The sequence below is a fragment of the Leisingera sp. ABD4_442 genome (genome assembly GCF_056160905.1).
This window is the reverse complement of record NZ_JBSWYB010000021.1, coordinates 38,923-56,509: the sequence shown is the minus strand read 5'-3', so window position 1 is coordinate 56,509 and position 17,587 is coordinate 38,923. Positions and strand designations below refer to the sequence as shown.

The following is a 17,587-nucleotide window of genomic DNA, read 5'->3' as shown; positions in this document are numbered from 1 at the left end:
ATCTCAGGTCAGGCGGCTGACGCCCTGGATGTCTGTGCCAGCAGCCAATCGCAAATGGCGCCGGTGATGTTTTCATTCGGGCCGGTTTCGGGCCGCACCAGGTAGTAAGCGCGGTTTTCGCTGACGGCGGTATCGAACAGCTGCACCAGAACCCCGCTCTCCAGATCGGTGTCGATCAGCGGGATCCACCCCATCACGATGCCCTGGCCGGCGGCGGCGGCCTGCAGCACGACGTTGGTGTCTTCAATGACCGGCCCCGGCAGAGGACCGTTCAGGCTGACACCGGCCTCCAGGAACCAGGCATTCCAGCCCAGGGTGTCGCGCTGGTGGATCAGAGGATAATTTGCGAGGTCCGCAGGCGACTGCGGCGGCCCCAGCCGCTGCAGCAGCGCCGGGCTGGCGACGGGCGCAGACAGCACGCTGACCAGCGGCTCCGAGATCATGCCGGGAAAGCGGCCGTCGCCCCAGGTGATGAAGATATCCGCATCCACATTCTGCGGCGAGACCAGCAGCGGGGTCTGTACCAGTTTCAGTTCCACATCCGGAAACTTGGCGCAGAAATCGGCAAAGCGCGGCAGCAGCCAGCGGGTGGCAAAGCTGGGGCCGAGGGCAATACGTACCGTAGTCTTCTCTGGCCAGCGGGCCACGGAATCCACCGTAGCCTCCAGGATCCGGAACGCCTTGGCGGCGCCATCAGCCAGCCGCGCGCCTTCGTCTGTCAGATGCACCTGGCGGCCATCGCGGGTGAACAGCTGGATATTCAGATAGGCCTCCAGCCCGCGGATGTGATGGCTGACCGCGGTGGGCGACACGTTGATCGCCTCCGCCGCGGCGCGGAAGCTGCCAAGCCGGGCAGCGGCTTCGAAGGCGCGCAATGCGGGGAGGGAGGGTAGATTGGCCATGCGAAAGTTAAATGAGTTTTTCTCATCGGTAGCAAGAGAAACTTGTTTTTGTGCCGCGGGCGGCGGCTGCGTAGCCTTCGCGCAAAGGAAGTCCGTCAGGGGAACATCATGGCTGCAAGATCGCGCCGCCGCGGCAGGGAAGCCCGGATCGAAGCCGAAAGCGCACCGGCAGAGGACAACCCGCCGGTCTGGGGCGGTATCGAGGGCGGCCGGTTCCGGCCCCTGAGCGAGGCGGATGAGGCCGCGGTCAACGAGGCGGTGCTGTCGCTCCTGGAAACGCTGGGGCTGAGTCAGGCAACGCCTTCGATGATCGAGAAGGTCTGCGCGGCAGGCGGCAGCTATACCGAAGACGAGCGCCTTCTGTTCCCGCGCGATCTGGTTCTGAAAACCGTCGAGGAAGCCCGCCGCGATGTGGTGCTCTATGGCCAGGACCCGCGCCATGATCTGGACCTGTCCGGCAAGCGCGTCCACATGAGTTCCGGCGGCGGTGCGCCCGGGGTTTTTGACATCGAAGACGGCCGCTACCGGGACGGCACGCTGCAAGACCTCTACGATGCCGCGCGCATTTGCGATGCGATGGAAAACATTCACCATTTCAGCCGCTCGGTTGTCGCCCGCGACATCGAAAATGTGGCGGATATGGACCTGAACACCGCCTATGCCTGCCTGATGGGCACCTCCAAGCACGTGTCGGTGTCGGTCTCCGAGCCTGAGAATGTGCAGCAGCTGGCGGATATGTGCTATGCGCTGGCCGGCTCCGAGGAAGCTTTCCGCGCACGGCCCTTTCTGACCGTGATGGTCTGCCACGTGGTGCCGCCGATGCGCTTTGCCGAAGAGGCGCTGGACACGCTGGAGGCGGCGGTGCTGGCAGGCTTCCCAGTGCAGCTGATCTCGGCGGGCCAGGCGGGTGCCACCAGCCCGGCGACCATTGCAGGCTCGCTGGTGCAGGCGGTGGCGGAGACCATTGCCGGGCTGGTCTTTGCCCGGCTGGTGGATCCGAATGTTGCGGCAATCTATGGCGCCAAGCCGCTGATTGCCGATCTGCGTACCGGCTCGATGTGTGCGGGCGGCGGCGAGCAGGCGATCCTGATGGCGGCGGCAGCGCAGATGGGCCGCTTCTACAACCTGCCGGTCACCTCGATTGCTGGCATCACCGATTCCAAGACCCTGGATGCGCAATACGGCAGCGAGAAGAACCTGGCGGTGTCCTCGGCCGCCCATGCCGGATCCAACCTCATTACCCAGGCTTGCGGTATGCAGGCGAGCCTGCTGGGCGTTTCGCTGGAGGCCTATGTGGTCGACAATGATATGATCGGCAACATTCTTCGGACCTTGCGCGGGGTGGAGGTGAACGCCGAAAACATCGGTGCAGAGGTGATTGCCGAGGTTTGCCGCGGCGAGGGGCATTATCTGGGCCACCGCCACACCTTCAGCCGGATGAAGTCGGATTATTTCTACCCGCATTTCGGCGACCGCCAGACCCCGCGGGAATGGGAAGAGCAGGGCTCGCGCCCCATCGGCGATGCCGCCAAGGACAAGGCGCGGGAATTGCTGGCCGGCCACTTCCCTGGCCATATCGCGGATGGCAAGGACCTGGAGCTGCGCGCGCGTTTCAACATCTGCCTCAGCCGCCGGCAGATCGGGCGGGCGTGATGCTGGATCATCCGCTTTACCCCCGGCAGCTTGACCGCATCCCGCATTGCTGGATTGACGGCGCAGGTCAGGCAGGGTCGGGTGCCGCACGCAGCCTGATTGACCCTGCACTGGGCCGTGCCTTTGCCGAATGCCAGGATGCGGCGACAGGCCAGGTAGATCAGGCCGTTGCCAGCGCCAAGGCGGCGCTGCCGCGCTGGGCTGATACACCTCCGGCAGACCGGGCCGGGGTTCTGCTCCAGCTGGCTGAGCTGCTGGAAAAACACGCGGACAGGCTGGCAGCCGTTGAGAGCCTGAATGCAGGCAAACCCATCAGCCAGGCAAAACGCGACGTAGGCCGGGCGGCGGATTACTTCCGTTTCTATGCCGGCGCCTGCGACAAATTGAATGGCGAGAGCATCCCGCTGGGTCCGGAGCAAACCGCCTTTACGGTGTTGGAGCCGGTGGGGGTGACGGCGCATATACTGCCGTGGAATTACCCGATCTCAACACTTGCACGTGGGGCAGCTCCAGCCCTGGCCGCAGGCGCCTCGGTTGTTGCCAAACCCTCGGAGCTGACGCCGCTCACAACCATCTTGACCGCCGAGCTGGCATCTGAGGCGGGTCTGCCTGCCGGGGTGTTCAATGTTGTAACCGGCGCAGGCGAAATCGGGGAAGCGCTGGCCAGCCACAAGGATGTTGCGCATGTGACCTTTACCGGCTCCACCGCGACCGGGCGCAAGATCATGCAGTCCGCCTCCAAGCCTGTTGCCGGAACCACGTTGGAGTTGGGCGGCAAGTCCCCGGTTGTTGTGCTGGCGGATGCCGATCTGGATGCCGCAGCCGAAGACGTGGCGCGTGGCATCTTCTTCAACGCAGGCCAGGTCTGTGCCGCAGGCGCCCGGCTGATCTGCGAGTCTACCGTGCATGATGCGCTGGTTGATAAGGTCGCCGCCAAGGCCGAAGCCATGACCTTGGGCCACGGGCTTGACGACCCGGACCTTGGCCCGCTGATCTCCGCAGGCCAGCTGGAGCGGGTGCAAGGGTTTGTCGACCGCGCCAAGGCCAAAGGTTTGACCTGCGTCACCGGCGGCCGGCGCAATTTCCCGGAAAAGTTGTCAGCTGGCAATTTTTTCGCGCCAACGATTTTCGCGGCAGTCCCGGCTGACGCCGAGATCGCCCGGCAGGAGGTCTTTGGCCCGGTGCTGGTGACCCAGACCTGCCAATCGCCTGAAGAGGCGCTGGAGCTGGCAAACGGCACGGCCTTTGGCCTCGTCGCCGGGATCTATACCGCCGATACCACCCAGGCCATGCGCTTTGCCCGCAAGGCGGAGGCGGGGCAGGTGTTTGTGAACGGCTTCCTCAAGGGCGGCGACACCATTCCCTTTGGCGGCGTCAAGGACAGCGGCATCGGGCGTGAAAAGGGGCTCGCGGGCCTCAGCGCCTATTGCGCCCTCAAATCCATCGTTTTGAACCACAGCTTGAACCACCAGGAGCGGGCATGAACACCAGCCAATCCCTCGCTGAACGCGCGCGCCGTGTCATGCCGGGCGGGGTCAGCCACGAGCTGCGCTACAAGACCCCGCATCCGGTCTATTTCACCCGCGCCAAGGGGGCTGAGAAATGGGATGCGGACGGCAAGCGCTACATCGACTTCAAGCTGGGTGCCGCCAGTCAGATCCTGGGCCATGCACATCCTGCGGTGGCTGAGGCCGTAGCTGCCCAGATGCAGCAGATGCCCTATACCGGCGATTGCCACCCGCTGGAGGTGGAATGGGCCGAATGGCTGAACCGCCTGTTCCCTTCGGCGGAGCGGGTGCGCTTTACCGGGTCGGGCACCGAGTCCACCATGCTGGCATTGCGGCTGGGCCGGGCGCATTCTCGCCGGGACAAAGTGCTGCGCATCGACGGGCATTTCCATGGCTGGCACGACATGCTGATCAAGGGCGCCAAGCCCGGCATCAATACCGCGCCCTCGCTTGGGGTACCGCAGGCCATCAGCGATCTGACCGTGGTGGCGCCGCCGGATTTGGAGGCCATCGCCGCGCTGCTGGACAGTGATCCGCAGATCGGCACGGTGTTTGTCGAGGCTTCGGGCGCCAACTACGGCTCGGTGCCGCTGCCCAAAGGCTTCCTGCAGGGTATCCGCGCGCTGGCGGATCAAAGCGGCCATGTGCTGATCTTTGACGAGGTGATCACCGGCCTGCGCTGGTCGCCCGGCGGACGCCAGGCCCGCGACGGCGTGGTGCCGGATCTGACCACCCTGGCCAAGGTCGTGACCGGCGGGCTGCCGGGCGGCGCGGTTGTCGGCAAGGCAGAGATCATGGACCTGCTGAGCCCTGCTGAAACCTGCGACGGCCTGTCACCGCCGGTCAGCCACAAGGGCACCTTCAACGCAGCCCCCATGGTGGCGGCAGGTGCGATCAAGGCGATGGAGATCCTCTCCACCGGCGATGTGCAGGCCCATGCCGATGCCATGGCCGCCCGGCTGCGCGATGGCTTCAACGCGGTGTTCCGCGAGCAGGAGGTGCAGGCGCTGGCCTATGGCGACAGCTCAACCTGCCATCTCTACTTCGGCGGTACCTCAATCGACGGGCTGGACGCCGCCGCCATCCGCAAGACCCCGCCTGCCGTTGTCAAGGGGCTGCGCGACGGGCTGCTGGAGCGCGGCGTGGACTTCATGTCTTTCACCTCCTGCGTCACCGGCCTGCCGCATACGCCTGACCTGATCGACGAGGCCGTGGAGCAATTCCGCGGCACCATTTCCGCGCTCATCCGTGACGGAGTACTTCAATGAGCCTCCCCTCCCACGCCCGCACCGTCATTATCGGCGGCGGCGTCATCGGCTGTTCCATCGCCTATCACCTGGCCCGCGAAGGGCGGAAGGATATCGTGGTGCTGGAACGTTCCAAGCTGACCTCCGGAACCACCTGGCACGCCGCCGGGCTGGTGCGCCGCCTGCGGCCCTCGGCGACGCTGACCAAGCTGATCAACCACTCGATCGACCTTTATGGCGAGCTAGAAGTGGAAACCGGCCAGGCCACCGGCTGGACCCAGACCGGCTCCCTGACGCTGGCCACCAATCAGGACCGGCTGACCAACATCAAACGTCAGGTCAGCTTGGGCCGTGCCTTCGGGCTGGAGGCCGAGGTGGTGGATGCCAAACGTGCCAAGGAGCTGTGGCCGCTGATCGAAACCGACGACGTGATCGGCGCGGTCTGGTCGCCTGCCGATGGCCGCGTGAACCCCTCTGACGTTGCGCTGGCACTGTCCAAGGGCGCAAGGGCGCGCGGTGTGCAGATCTTTGAGGACACTGCTGTCACCGGCCTGCAGAAGAAAGGCGGGCGGATCTCCGGCGTCGAGGTGGGCGAGCATCTGATCGAGGCCGATGAGGTGGTCATTGCCTGCGGCCTCTGGTCCCGTGAAGTCGCCGCCATGGCGGGTGCCCATATGCCGCTGTACGCCTGCGAGCATTTCTACATCCTGACCAAACCCTTGCAGGAGGTGCAGGCGCTGGGCAAGGGCGCGCATCTGCCGACGCTGAACGATCAGGACGCCTTCCTCTATGCCCGTGACGATGTGGAGGGGCTGCTGGTCGGCTGTTTTGAACCGCACGCCAAGGGGTTGCCCCTGGACCGGCTGCCCAAGGATTTCTCGTTTGATCTGCTGGACGAGGACTGGGACCACTTCATGCCGATGATGGAAAACGCGCTGCGGCGCATCCCGGCACTGGAAAAGGCCGAGGTGCGGATGCTGCTCAATGGCCCCGAAAGCTTCACCCTCGACAGTCAGTTCATGCTGGGTGAAAGCCCCGAGGTGCCGGGGCTGTTCCTGATGGGGGGCATGAACTCCACCGGCATCGCGCTGGCCGGCGGCGCGGGCAAGGCGATGGCGGAATGGATCATCGCCGGTGAGCCAACGATGGAGCTGAACGAGGCCGACATCCGCCGCTTCAGCCCGGAAATGAACGTGCTGGGCGCGCTGGAGGCCCGCATTCCCGAGGTGCTGGGCCGCCATTACGACAACCCCTTCCCGGGCCGCTCGATGGAGACCGCACGGGGCCAGCGCCGCTCGCCCATCCATGCCGGCCTGGTGGCCGCAGGAGCACGTTTTGAGTCCCGCGGCGGCTGGGAGCGTGCGGTGCATTTCGGCGGTGAAGACGCGCATCTGCCGCTGACCTTCGGCGCGCCGGCCTGGCGTGAACAGGTCGGCAAAGAGGTGCAGGCCTGCCGCACCGGCGCCGCGATCCTGGACCAAAGTGCCTTTGGCAAGATCATGGTGCAGGGGCCGGACGCCTGCGCGTTCCTCAACCATCTATGCGCGGCACAGATGGACATACCCGATGGCCGGATCGCCTATACCCAGATCCTGAACCAAAAGGGTGGCGTCGAAAGCGACATCACGGTGCAGCGGCACGGGCCAGGCACTTATCTGATGATCGTGGGTGCGGGCGAAGTTGTGCGTGACCTCAAGCGGATGCGCGAGACCAAAGGCGCGTTTCACGTGGAATTCACCGATGTGACCAGCGGTTATGCGATCATCGGTCTGGCCGGAGCCAAGGCGCGCGAGGTGCTGCAAGCCACCTCGAACAGCCCGGTGCCGGATCTGAAACGCTTTCAGTTTGGCCCCGTGGAGATCGGCCTGGCCCGCGGCTGGGCCGGGCGCCTCAGCTTCACCGGCGAGGAGGGCTATGAGCTTTATATCCCTGCCGACATGGCGATGGCGGCCTATGAGGCCTTGGTGGCAGCCGGCGCGAGCCATGCCGGGCTGTTTGCCAGCGGATCTTTGCGGATCGAAAGCGGTTTCCGGGCCTTTGGCCATGAGCTCAGCCCCGGCACCACGCCGCAGGAAGCAGGCCTGGGCAGCTTCTGCGCCTTTGGTACCGGGTTTGTGGGAGAAGAGGCGCTGAAAGAGCACGCCCAGGAGCGTCGCATTGTCTCGATCCTGTTTGACGATCCGGAGGCGCTCCCGATCCATGACGAGCCGGTTTACTTCGATGGCAAAGTTGTCGGCCAGATCACCTCGGCGGCCTGGAGCTACAAATACGGACGGTCTGTCGCGCTGGCGATGGTCGACGCGCCGCTGGACCAGCTTGCCAAAGACACCGTTGTCCCCGGCTTCGAAGTCGAAATCGCCTGCACCCGCTATGGCGCCAAGGCGTCACTGAAATCCGCCAAAGAGGCGTTTGCACATGACTGACATCCCCCGCAGCACGCAGGTCGCCATCATCGGCGGCGGCATCATGGGCGTGGCCGCCCAATTCCAGTTGGCGGAGAACGGCTGGACCGACACCATCCTGTTTGAGAAGGCGGAGCTGACCTCCGGTTCCACCTGGCACGCGGCAGGGCAGATCGCCCATGCAGTGGGCAGCCGCTTGGCGGGCTGGATCAACAAAACCTCGATCGAGACTTATAAGAGGGTCGAAAAGGAAACCGGCCAGAGCATCGGCTGGCATGAGGTCGGCGGTTTCCGGATCGCGACCACCGATGACGAAGTCGACTGGATGAAGTCGATCATGGGCGTCGGCAAGCTCTTGGACCTGCCGATGGAGCTGGTTGGCCCGGAAGAGGTGACCCGCGTGAACCCCTTCTACAAGGTGGACGACGTCAAGGCGGCGGTGCAGACCTTTGAGGACGGCCATATCGACCCGTCTTCAGTGACAATGGCGCTGGCCGCCGCCACCCGGGCGCGGGGGGCGAAGATAGAACGCCGAAATCAGGTGCTGGGCGCCTCGCGCAAGGGCGGTATGTGGCTGCTGCGCACGGAAAAGGGCGATGTGCTGGCCGAACATGTGGTGATCGCCGCGGGCTCCTACGCCAACCAGGTCGGCGAATGGTTCGGTCTCAAGATCCCCTCGGTTTCCTGCCTGCACCACTATCTTGTGACGGATACCGTGCCCGAGTTCATGGACCGCCCCGAACTGCCTGTCATGCGCGACAACGCTTATGGCGGCTATATCCGGCAGGAGCAGAAATCTGGCCTCATCGGCATCTACGAGGGCCACGTCTGCCCCACCGTCTGGGAAATGCCGCAGGGTGCGCCCTGGGCTGCGGAGAATGAGCTGTTTGAGGCGGATTACGACTCCATCGGCGACTTTCTGATGGTGGCGTTTGACAAAATGCCGGTGCTGGCGGAACTGGGCATCAAGCGCGTGGTGCGCGGTGCCATCACCCATACGCCCGATGGCGGTATGCTGGTGGGGCCGTCGGGTGCACCCAATGTCTGGCTGTCCTGCGGGTCGTCCATCGGCCTCGCCTGGGGCGGCGGTGCGGGCAAGGTGCTGGCCGACTGGATGGTGTACGGCGAAACCCCGATCAACACCCGCGGCATGGACCCGCGCCGCTATGGCAATTTCTCAACCGATCATTTCATCGTCGAGCGCACCAAGGACGAGTTCATGCGGCGACATGATACCCCGTGCCCCGGTAAGCAGTTCGAGTCTTTGCGCCCGTTGAACCGGCATGTGCTGTACGACCGGCTGGCAGCCAAGGGCGCGGTGTTCGGTGAGGTCGCAGGCTGGGAACGCCCGCGCTATTTCGGCGAGGTTGGCGAAGTAGAGCAGATCGGCTGGGGCCACCAGCACTGGCATGTCAATGCTATGGCCGAGGCCAAGGCGACGCGGGAGACCGCGGGCGTCATCGACCTCTGCGCCTTTGCCCAGTTCGAGATTACCGGCAAGGATGCAGGCGCGTTGCTGGACCGGCTGTCGGCCAACAAGATCCCCGCGCGCGACGGGCGGATGAGCCTCAACCACCTGCTGACAGAGAAAGGCCGGTTCGAGACGGAGATCACCATCTGGCGCATGGCTGAGGATCGCTATTTCACCGGCTCGCCCATTGCCCGCTGCAACCCGGATTTCGACTGGATCAAATCGCACATCCGTGACGGCGAAGACGTGCAGATGATCAATCGCACGTACGACTGGGGCATGCTGGCGCTCTCCGGCCCGGCCGCGCGCCGGATCCTGGCGGAGCTGACGGAGGCCGATCTCACGAACAATGCGTTCCCTTGGCTTTCCGGGCAGGAGATCACCGTGGCCGGCATCCCCTGCTACGCTCTAAGGGTCTCGTTTGTGGGCGAACTTGGCTGGGAGCTGCACGCGCCGCTGGATCGTATGGGCGAGCTTTACGACGCGCTGTTTGCCGCCGGGGATAAACACGGTTTGACCGATCTGGGCTCTTATGCCTTCAACGGGATGCGGATGGAAAAGGCCTACCGGGCCTCAGGAGAGCTGACCACCGATGTGGGGCCGTTGGATGTGGGGCTGGAGCGCTTTGTAGTGGCAGAGGGGCGGGATTTCATTGGCAAGGACACCCTGCTGGCCCGCGATCCGGAGTGGGAGCTGTTCTACGCGGAACTTCACGCGGACGGGATAGACATCCACGGCGGAGAGCCAGTGCTGCTGGATGGCCAGCCCGTAGGTCTGACCACTTCCGGCGGCTACGGCTATACCGTTGGCAAGTCTCTGGGTTGGCTGTTCGTGCGCAAGGGCACGCCGCGTGAAGGCCTGTCCGTACAGATCCTGAACCGTGAAATTCCCGTGACCGTCCACCAGGACGCCATCTTTGACCCGCAGAACCTGCGGCCCCGATCCGAGGATTAAGACATGACCATGATCAACGGCGGCGAGGCCGTCTACCGTGTGCTGCAAGCCAATGGCATCGACACCGTGTTCGGCCTCTTGGGCGGCTCGATGCTGGAACTTTACGACGCGATGTATGAAGGCGGCGAAATCGCCTATGTCGGTGCTCGGGATGAGCGCGCGGCGGGCCATATGGCAGATGCCTGGGCACGCATGACCGGCAAACCCGGCGTGGTGCTGGGCGCGCAGGCAGGTCCCGGGGTCGTCAATATCGTGACCGCCGTGGCCGAGGCGCAGCTGGCCTATTCCCCGCTGGTGGTGATTGCCGGTGCCATCACCCGTGCCGACCAGTGCAAGGACACTTTCCAGGAGGTTGACCAGGTGGCGTTGTTTGCACCGATCTCGAAACGCTCGGTCATGGTGACTGATCCTTCGCGCCTGGCGCCGATGCTGGAGGACGCAATCCGGCTGGCAAACTCGGGCCGCCGCGGCCCCATGGTGCTGCATGTTCCGCGCGACCTGTTCGCCGCCGAAGTGCCTGCCATCGACCCCAAGCCAGTGAACATCGCCCGCCCGGGACCTGCGGCGCCGGAAGACATCAGCGCCATCGCAACCCTGCTGTCGAACGCACAGCGCCCGGTGATCTTTGCGGGCGGCGGCTTCAAATGGGGCAAGGGGCGCGACGCGCTGACTGCCCTGGCCGAAACCCTAGAGGTGCCCGTGGTGGCCTCGACCGGCCACGCCGATGTGATGCGCCACGGCCACCCGTGGTTTGCAGGTCAGGCCGGCCCGCGCGGCAACCGGGTTGCCAGCCGTCTGACCAAGGAAGCGGATGTGATGGTGGTCCTGGGCGCGCGGCTTGGCTTCAATTCGACCTTCCACAGCAACGATTATGTCGGCGCCGATACCCGTATCGCCCATGTGGACATCGACGGCTCCGCCGTGGGACGCTACTTCCCGGCTGAAATCGCCGTGCAGGCTGATGCCCGTTTGACAGCCGAGGCGCTGGCCGCAGCTGCACCGAAGCCGACGGCGGACGAATGGCGTGCGGCCTTCAAGGCAGACATGGAAAGCCTCGCCGCGGAACGCGAGGAAGAGGCGCAGATCGCCACCCTGCCGATGCACCCGCGCCGCGCACTGGGCGAGATCCGCGCGGCGTTGCCGGAGAACGCTATCGTCACCCTGGACACCGGCAACACCTGCCTGCAGGCCGCCGACCGGCTGGCCCATTATGAACCCCTCAGCCTGATCACGCCGCTGGATTTTGGTCTGGTCGGTTTTGGCCTGGCCGCCGCCATCGGCGCCAAGGCTGCAGCACCGGAGCGCCCGGTGGTGGCAATCATGGGCGACGGCGCTGTCGGCTACACCATGATCGAGATCCAGACCGCCATTCAGCACAAGCTGCCGGTGGTGATCGTGGTCTTGGACAACGAGGCCTGGGGGGCTGAAAAGGCTTATCAGCAGGAGTTCTATGGCGGCCGCCTGCTGGGGGCTGAGATCACCTCGCCGCGCTATGACAAATTTGCCGAACTGTGCGGCGGCAATGGCATCTGGGTCGATGGCCCCGGTGAAATGGGGGCGGCGCTGGAGGCAGCTCTTGCGAGCGGGGAAACCACCATCATCCAGGGTAAAATCGACCCCGGTGCGCTGATGACCCTTCGCAAGGACCTGTTCAAGGCGCCAAAGTAATCCAGATGATGAGCAATCCCGATATCGTTGTGGTGGGCGGCGGCAATGCCGCCCTTTGCGCTGCGATCACTGCGGCAGAGACCGGCAAGCGCGTGCTGATGCTGGAGGCCGCGCCCAAGCCCTACCGCGGCGGCAACTCCCGCCACACCCGCAACTTCCGCTGTATGCATGACGGTCCCTTGTCGGTGCTGACGGGCACCTATGATGAGGACGAGTATTTCAACGACCTCTTGCTGGTAACAAAGGGCAAGACCGACGAGCATCTAGCCCGCATGGCGATCCGCGGCAGTCAGGAGAGCCAGCCCTGGATGGAGGCGCATGGCGTGCGGTTTCAGCCCTCACTTTCCGGCACGCTGTCGCTGAGCCGCACCAACGCATTCTTTCTTGGCGGCGGCAAGGCGCTGGTCAATGCGTATTACCGCACTGCCGGGGCTTTGGGAGTCGAAGTGCTCTATGAGGCGCCGGTTATCCATATCGAACTGGACGGCAACCGGATCACACGGATCGACTTCACCCATGGCGGCGCGCGCCACAGCCTCAGCCCGCCCGCGGTGGTGGTGGCCTCTGGCGGTTTCCAAGGCAATATCGAGCGGCTGGTCGAGGCCTGGGGGCCTGAGGCGGAGAACTTCCTGATCCGCGGCACGCCCTATAACCGCGGGGATGTGCTGTTTAACCTGCTGGGGCAGGGGGTGCAGTCCATCGGCGATCCGACCCAATGCCACGCGGTGGCCATTGACGGGCGCGCGCCCAAATTCGACGGCGGCATTGTCACCCGGCTGGACTGCGTGCCGTTCTCGGTGGTGGTGAACAAGGACGGCGACCGTTTCTACAACGAAGGCGAGGACGTCTGGCCCAAACGCTATGCGATCTGGGGGCGGCTGGTGGCAGCCGAGCCGGAGCAGGTGGCCTATTCGATCATTGATGCGAAATCCAAGGACCTGTTCATGCCCTCGGTCTTCCCGCCGGTCACCGCGGACACGATCCCGGAACTGGCGGGCAAGCTGGGACTGGACCCGCAGAAGCTCACCCAGACCATCGAGGTCTTCAACGCGGGCTGCCGTCCTGGCGATTTCCACCCGGCCGAGCTGGACGGGCTGGCGACCGAAGGCGTGACGCCGCCGAAAACCAATTGGGCCCGCCCGATCACCGAACCGCCGTTCTACGGCTACTCATTGCGTCCCGGCGTGACCTTTACCTACCTGGGCTTCAAGGTGGACGACACCGCCCAGGTGCAAGGGGCGGGCGGCCCGGTAGAAAACCTCTGGGCCGCAGGAGAAACCATGGCCGGCTCGATCCTGGGCCAAGGCTATCTGGCCGGCTTCGGCATGACCATCGGCACTGTGTTCGGCCGCATTGCAGGCCGGGAGGCCGCCAATCATGTTTGATCAGAGCCAAATGGACAGCAAACCCTCGACCCGCATCGGCGAGGCGCGCCGCCAGATCGAGATCTGCAACGCCTGCCGCTACTGCGAGGGCTATTGCTCGGTCTTCCCCGCGATCATGCGCCAGCGCAGTTTTGCCGAGGCAGACATCACCCAGTTCGCCAATCTCTGCCACAATTGCCGCGGCTGCTACTATGCTTGCCAATACACCGAACCGCATGAATTTGACCTGAACCTGCCCGGCATCCTGGCCGAGGTGCGTGCGGAAAGCTGGGAGCGCTTTGCCTGGCCCGGTCCTTTGGCCCGGCTGTTCCAGCGAAGCGGTACGGCGCTGGTGCTGGCGCTGATGCTGGGATTTGCAGCGCTGTTCTGGGCTGCCCAGACCCTGCGTCCCGAAAGCGGTGAAGGCTTCTATGCAGTGATGAGCCACGGGCTGATGGTCTCGATCTTTATGCCGGCTTTTGTGCTGCCGCTCTTGGTGCTGTTTGCCTCTCTGCGCGGCTATTGGCGCCATGTGGGCGGCGGGCGGGTCCGCCTGTCCCACGTACGTCAGGCATTGGACCGCGCCGCCCGGCTGAAGGACTTGTCCGGCGGCCAGGGGCAGGGCTGCAATTTCGAGGATGAGGACCGTTTCTCCAACGCCCGCCGCATTGCTCATCAGGCGGTGATGTGGGGCTTTTTGATGTGCTTTGGTGCGACCGCTTCGGGCACTATCATGCATTATCTTTTTGACATGCCCGCACCCTATGGCCTGTTAAGCCTGCCCAAGCTGCTGGGGGTGCCGGGCGGCATTCTGCTGGTCCTGGGGTGCGCCGGACTGGCCCGGCTCAAGCTGAAGGCGGATCCGGACCTTGGGGCCAAGCAGATGCGGTCCGGGGAGATGGGCTTTATTCTGCTGCTGGGGTTTGTTTCGCTCAGCGGTTTGCTGCTTTGTGCTGCGGCGGGCACTGCGCTGACAGAGGTCCTGCTGCCAATGCATTTGGGCGCGGTGCTGACCTTCTTCCTGCTGACCCCCTATACCAAGATGGCTCATGGTTTTTTCCGGCTAACGGCGCTGATCATGGATGCTGCACAGAAGAAGTGAGCTGCAGAGCGGCTTAGCTCCAGCCCCGGCAGTTCCCTCGTTAGCTGGCGCCGTGGCAGCCATCGCCCGGTTGCGCGCGGAATTGGCTGTTGTGCGGCCCGGTCCTGACAAATCAGCACAACCGCGGCAGGAGGGTTCAATTCCTTCCTGGGGGCGGGTTTACGCCTGCTGTGCGCCCCGGAATTCGGCGATGCAGTGAAGGGGATACCCCAAAGCCCCGCGTCCAGCGGCGGCCGTTGACCGCTAACGGCTTGCCAAAACAAGCAGCGTATTGAATGCGAGTGCGGAAAATCGCAATTGAAGGTGCCATGGTGATAGCGTGGCAAGTGTTGTGTGCTGCCGGGCAACGGCCGGCTGCACTCACTCCGGACGCTTTGAAGGCGGCGCGGATAGAAAGGAGCTGCTGCCTCGGCGGATCGCGTATTGGCACCAGATATCCAGCCCGTGATACCGGCCCGGCCCGATTTGCCAGCCGCGGAAAGAAGAGTTCTGCCGGACGCGCCGCGGTCCTGGCACAGGGCGAAGCGGCGAAAGTGTATCAGGTCCGCGCCGCTGCTATGGAGGATGGCGCGAATGGGCCGCCGTACGGCCCTGCCTGGACCAGTGGCAAGCGGTGTGCAATGTCAGGCCCTGCGGCACCGGACAGCGGCTTGCGCTGGCGGCGGGGCGGTTCAGGCTCAGCCGGGTGCCGCAGTTAAGCGCGTGCCTGCGCAGGCCCTGCGGCGTCCAAGCCAATGGTAAACCGGATGGCGGTGCCGCCCTCGGGCCGCGGGTCGCACCAGATTGTGCCATTGTGGCGGCTGGCGATCTTGGCGCAGGTGGCCAGGCCCAGTCCGCTGCCTGGCTGATCGCTGCCGCGCTGCAGGCGTTTGAACGGTTCAAAGATCTTTTCGCGGTATTCTTCTGGCACCCCGATACCATTGTCCGCCACGGTTATCATGAGCCCCTGCTGTGCCGTCTCAGCCGACACGGCAATCTCCGGCGTCTTGCCGCCGCTGTATTTGATCGCGTTGCCAATCAGGTTCTGCAGCAGCTGCACAATGTCCGGCGGAAAGCACAGGACGCTCAGCCCGCCTGATTGCCACTGCAGCCTAGCTCCGGACTTTGCAAGATCCTGTGCCAGCACCGCCTGCAGACTGTCAAACAGGCTGTCAACTGTGACATGTTCAGGCTTGCCGTTGCTGTGCGGGTTGATGTGGCGTGCCAGTCCTTCGATCAGCTCTGAAGTCTTGCGCACCGATTTCTTCATCAGCTCGAACTGCCGCCCGGCTTCCTCCTGATCGCCGCTCCGGTATTCCTCCTGGATCTGGTCGCTTAGAAACTTGATCGCCCGGAGCGGTGCCCGCATGTCATGCACCAGAACATTCGAAAACAGGCGCAGTTCATTCTGCTGTTCCTGGATCCGCCAGCGCATTTCCGCAAGCCGCAGCCCGTTTGCAACCATCCGCTTAAGCGCTTCCTGGGTGATTGCAGACTTGGGGATGTAATCGCTGGCTCCGGCCAGAATGACGCTCTTGGCGATCTCCTCATCCCCCTGGCCGGTGGTCATGAACAGAACGGCCCGCGGCCAGGCATCGCTCAGCCGGGCAATCAGTTCCAGCCCGTTGCCGTCTGGCAGCAAGTAGTCCAGCAGGATCACCTGCACTGGCTGGCCGGCGTGAGACAGAGCCTCACTGCCGCTGCCGGCCTCAATGACATCGGCGGCGGGATAAAGCTGTCGCAGCAGCCTGCGCATCAGCTTCCGGTCACCGGCATCGTCGTCAATGATCAGGATATTGGCCACCGTCATCGGACACCTTTCTGATGTGGATTTCGGGCAATTCGACGATGCGCCAGTAGCTGTCCAGCGTCGCCATAAGATCGACAAACATGTCGCCGGCGTTCGACTTAAGAATGTAGCCGGCCACATTGCTGGCATAGGCTGCGGAAATATCCCGTTCATCCGCGGAGGTGGTCAGGAAAATGAACAGAATCTTGTTCAGAACAGGGTCAGCACGGATTTCCCGCAAGAGCTCAATGCCGTTCTTGCGCGGCATGTTGATATCGCTGAGAACCACAAAATTGGGCGGCGGCACCTGCTGCATTTCGCCGCGCAGAAAGGCCAGGGCGTCAACACCGTCTACAAACCGCATGATCGGATTTGCGATCTTTGCACGGTCAAAAGCCCGGCGGAGCGCCTTGGCGTCGCCGTCGTCGTCCTCAACCAGAATGATGTTCAGGGCGCGGCGGCGGCCGGGCGGGGGGCTGTGTTTCATTCTGTCCTTTCCTTTCCCGGCGCACGGGCCAAGCAGATGCGCGGCGGATTTTTTTATGGGCTGCCACCGTCGCCCGGACTGGCCCGCCAGCAGCTGTTAGCGCCTATTGAAGCAGAGTGGGCGTGGCCCTGGCGGTGATCTCCCGGGTGTCCTCGATCACGCTGTCCAAATCGTCCATAAAGGCCACAAGATCCTTACAGCCGCGTTCCAGCAGCGACACATCGGACAGCACCGAGGGCGGCACGCTGCCGTCCTGGCGGGCTTGGGTCTTGACCATGCGGACCCCGGCCAGCGTGCGGCTCAGAAGCAGCCGGAGGTCCGGGCCGCAGCCCACGATGAACCGTTTGAAGATCCGCCGCAGCTCCTTTTCGGAGGCACGGGCGCTGGTCAGCTGGCCGTAAAGAGCGCGGCGTTCTATTGCAGAGGCAATGGATTTGATCAGCGTGTCAGTGGTCAGCTCTTCCTTGACGATGTAGTCGGCACAGCCGCGGCGCATGGCATCGACGGCAATTTGGTAGTTGGTCATGCTGGTCAGCATGATGGGGACCGCCTGCACCTGCTCCTCGTGGCACAGAAGGATTTTCAGCGCATCCAGCCCGGTGTCCATGCCCAGGTTGTGATCCAGGAAAACCAGGTCGAATTGCGCGGCTTCCAGCTGCTGGCGCATTTCATCCAGATTGGCGGCTTCGTAGAATTCCGCCCGCATCCCCGCTTTGCGGCATAATTTGCTGAGGCGCAGCCTGTCGATTTCGTCGTCATCCACGGACAGGATGCTGAGGATGGCTGGCTGCATGGCCGGCGGGGCGGTCAGGTCGGAAAAGTGAGTCTCTCTCATTCGGTAACCCTCTTTGAACTACGCATCCCCCGGGATGTCGGTCGCCGGGAGGTATTCGCCTTAAAGGTGATTGTAACACCATTCAGTTCGCGTGCTTAATAATTTTCTTGGGCGATTTGATTAAAGAAAATTGAGCAAATGTAATGTGTTACGGCTTTTTTGCGCTGCCGAAACGCAAAGTGGTTCCATTTTGCGCTGTGTTATTGCGGCGGTGCCGGTGCACTTG

At 63.8% G+C, this 17,587-nt stretch carries 12 protein-coding genes; 8 read left to right on the top strand and 4 right to left on the bottom strand.

Annotation, left to right across the window (positions count from 1 at the left end; all coding sequences use genetic code 11):
• Positions 1 to 8: 8 nt before the first annotated feature.
• Complete coding sequence (locus ACXAHG_RS15380) at positions 9 to 902, bottom strand: LysR substrate-binding domain-containing protein (RefSeq protein WP_475058662.1); 894 nt, start codon at positions 900 to 902, stop codon at positions 9 to 11.
• 108 nt (positions 903 to 1,010) lie between these two features.
• Between ACXAHG_RS15380 and ACXAHG_RS15375 the strand changes: the two genes are divergently transcribed.
• Genes ACXAHG_RS15375 through tcuB form a run of 8 tightly spaced genes read left to right on the top strand, consistent with a single transcriptional unit; the run spans position 1,011 to position 14,271 of the window.
• Complete coding sequence (locus ACXAHG_RS15375) at positions 1,011 to 2,555, top strand: trimethylamine methyltransferase family protein (protein ID WP_475058659.1); 1,545 nt, start codon at positions 1,011 to 1,013, stop codon at positions 2,553 to 2,555.
• Positions 2,555 to 4,039, top strand: a complete 1,485-nt coding sequence (locus ACXAHG_RS15370; RefSeq protein ID WP_475058657.1) for an aldehyde dehydrogenase family protein — start codon at positions 2,555 to 2,557, stop codon at positions 4,037 to 4,039. Before ACXAHG_RS15375 ends, ACXAHG_RS15370 begins: the two co-directional genes overlap by 1 nt.
• Positions 4,036 to 5,331 (top strand): aspartate aminotransferase family protein, encoded by a 1,296-nt coding sequence (locus ACXAHG_RS15365; RefSeq protein ID WP_475058654.1) that lies wholly within the window; start codon positions 4,036 to 4,038, stop codon positions 5,329 to 5,331. Before ACXAHG_RS15370 ends, ACXAHG_RS15365 begins: the two co-directional genes overlap by 4 nt.
• Entirely contained in the window at positions 5,328 to 7,733 is a 2,406-nt protein-coding gene (locus ACXAHG_RS15360; RefSeq protein ID WP_475058651.1) for a GcvT family protein, read from the top strand. Before ACXAHG_RS15365 ends, ACXAHG_RS15360 begins: the two co-directional genes overlap by 4 nt.
• Positions 7,726 to 10,137 carry an FAD-dependent oxidoreductase gene (locus tag ACXAHG_RS15355; RefSeq protein ID WP_475058649.1) on the top strand — a complete coding sequence of 804 codons (2,412 nt, stop codon included), beginning with the start codon at positions 7,726 to 7,728 and terminating at the stop codon, positions 10,135 to 10,137. Before ACXAHG_RS15360 ends, ACXAHG_RS15355 begins: the two co-directional genes overlap by 8 nt.
• Before the next feature lie 3 nt (positions 10,138 to 10,140).
• On the top strand, positions 10,141 to 11,805 hold the full coding sequence (locus tag ACXAHG_RS15350; RefSeq protein WP_475058647.1) for a thiamine pyrophosphate-binding protein: 1,665 nt from the start codon (positions 10,141 to 10,143) through the stop codon (positions 11,803 to 11,805).
• 8 nt (positions 11,806 to 11,813) lie between these two features.
• Positions 11,814 to 13,190: an FAD-dependent tricarballylate dehydrogenase TcuA gene (gene tcuA / locus ACXAHG_RS15345; protein ID WP_475058645.1), complete on the top strand. Its 1,377-nt coding sequence runs from the start codon at positions 11,814 to 11,816 to the stop codon at positions 13,188 to 13,190.
• Positions 13,183 to 14,271: a tricarballylate utilization 4Fe-4S protein TcuB gene (tcuB, locus tag ACXAHG_RS15340; RefSeq protein WP_475058643.1), complete on the top strand. Its 1,089-nt coding sequence runs from the start codon at positions 13,183 to 13,185 to the stop codon at positions 14,269 to 14,271. The genes tcuA and tcuB overlap by 8 nt, the downstream gene beginning before the upstream one ends.
• 694 nt (positions 14,272 to 14,965) lie before the next feature.
• Here tcuB and ACXAHG_RS15335 read toward each other — a convergent pair.
• The 3 genes from ACXAHG_RS15335 to ACXAHG_RS15325 form a co-directional block, all read right to left on the bottom strand.
• Positions 14,966 to 16,060: a sensor histidine kinase gene (locus tag ACXAHG_RS15335; protein WP_475058640.1), complete on the bottom strand. Its 1,095-nt coding sequence runs from the start codon at positions 16,058 to 16,060 to the stop codon at positions 14,966 to 14,968.
• The gene (locus tag ACXAHG_RS15330; protein ID WP_475058638.1) at positions 16,032 to 16,526 is read right to left on the bottom strand and encodes a response regulator; all 495 of its coding nucleotides are present in this window, start codon (positions 16,524 to 16,526) and stop codon (positions 16,032 to 16,034) included. The genes ACXAHG_RS15335 and ACXAHG_RS15330 overlap by 29 nt, the downstream gene beginning before the upstream one ends.
• 103 nt (positions 16,527 to 16,629) lie before the next feature.
• Positions 16,630 to 17,361 carry a response regulator gene (locus ACXAHG_RS15325; RefSeq protein WP_475058635.1) on the bottom strand — a complete coding sequence of 244 codons (732 nt, stop codon included), beginning with the start codon at positions 17,359 to 17,361 and terminating at the stop codon, positions 16,630 to 16,632.
• Between the last annotated feature and the right edge of the window lie 226 nt (positions 17,362 to 17,587).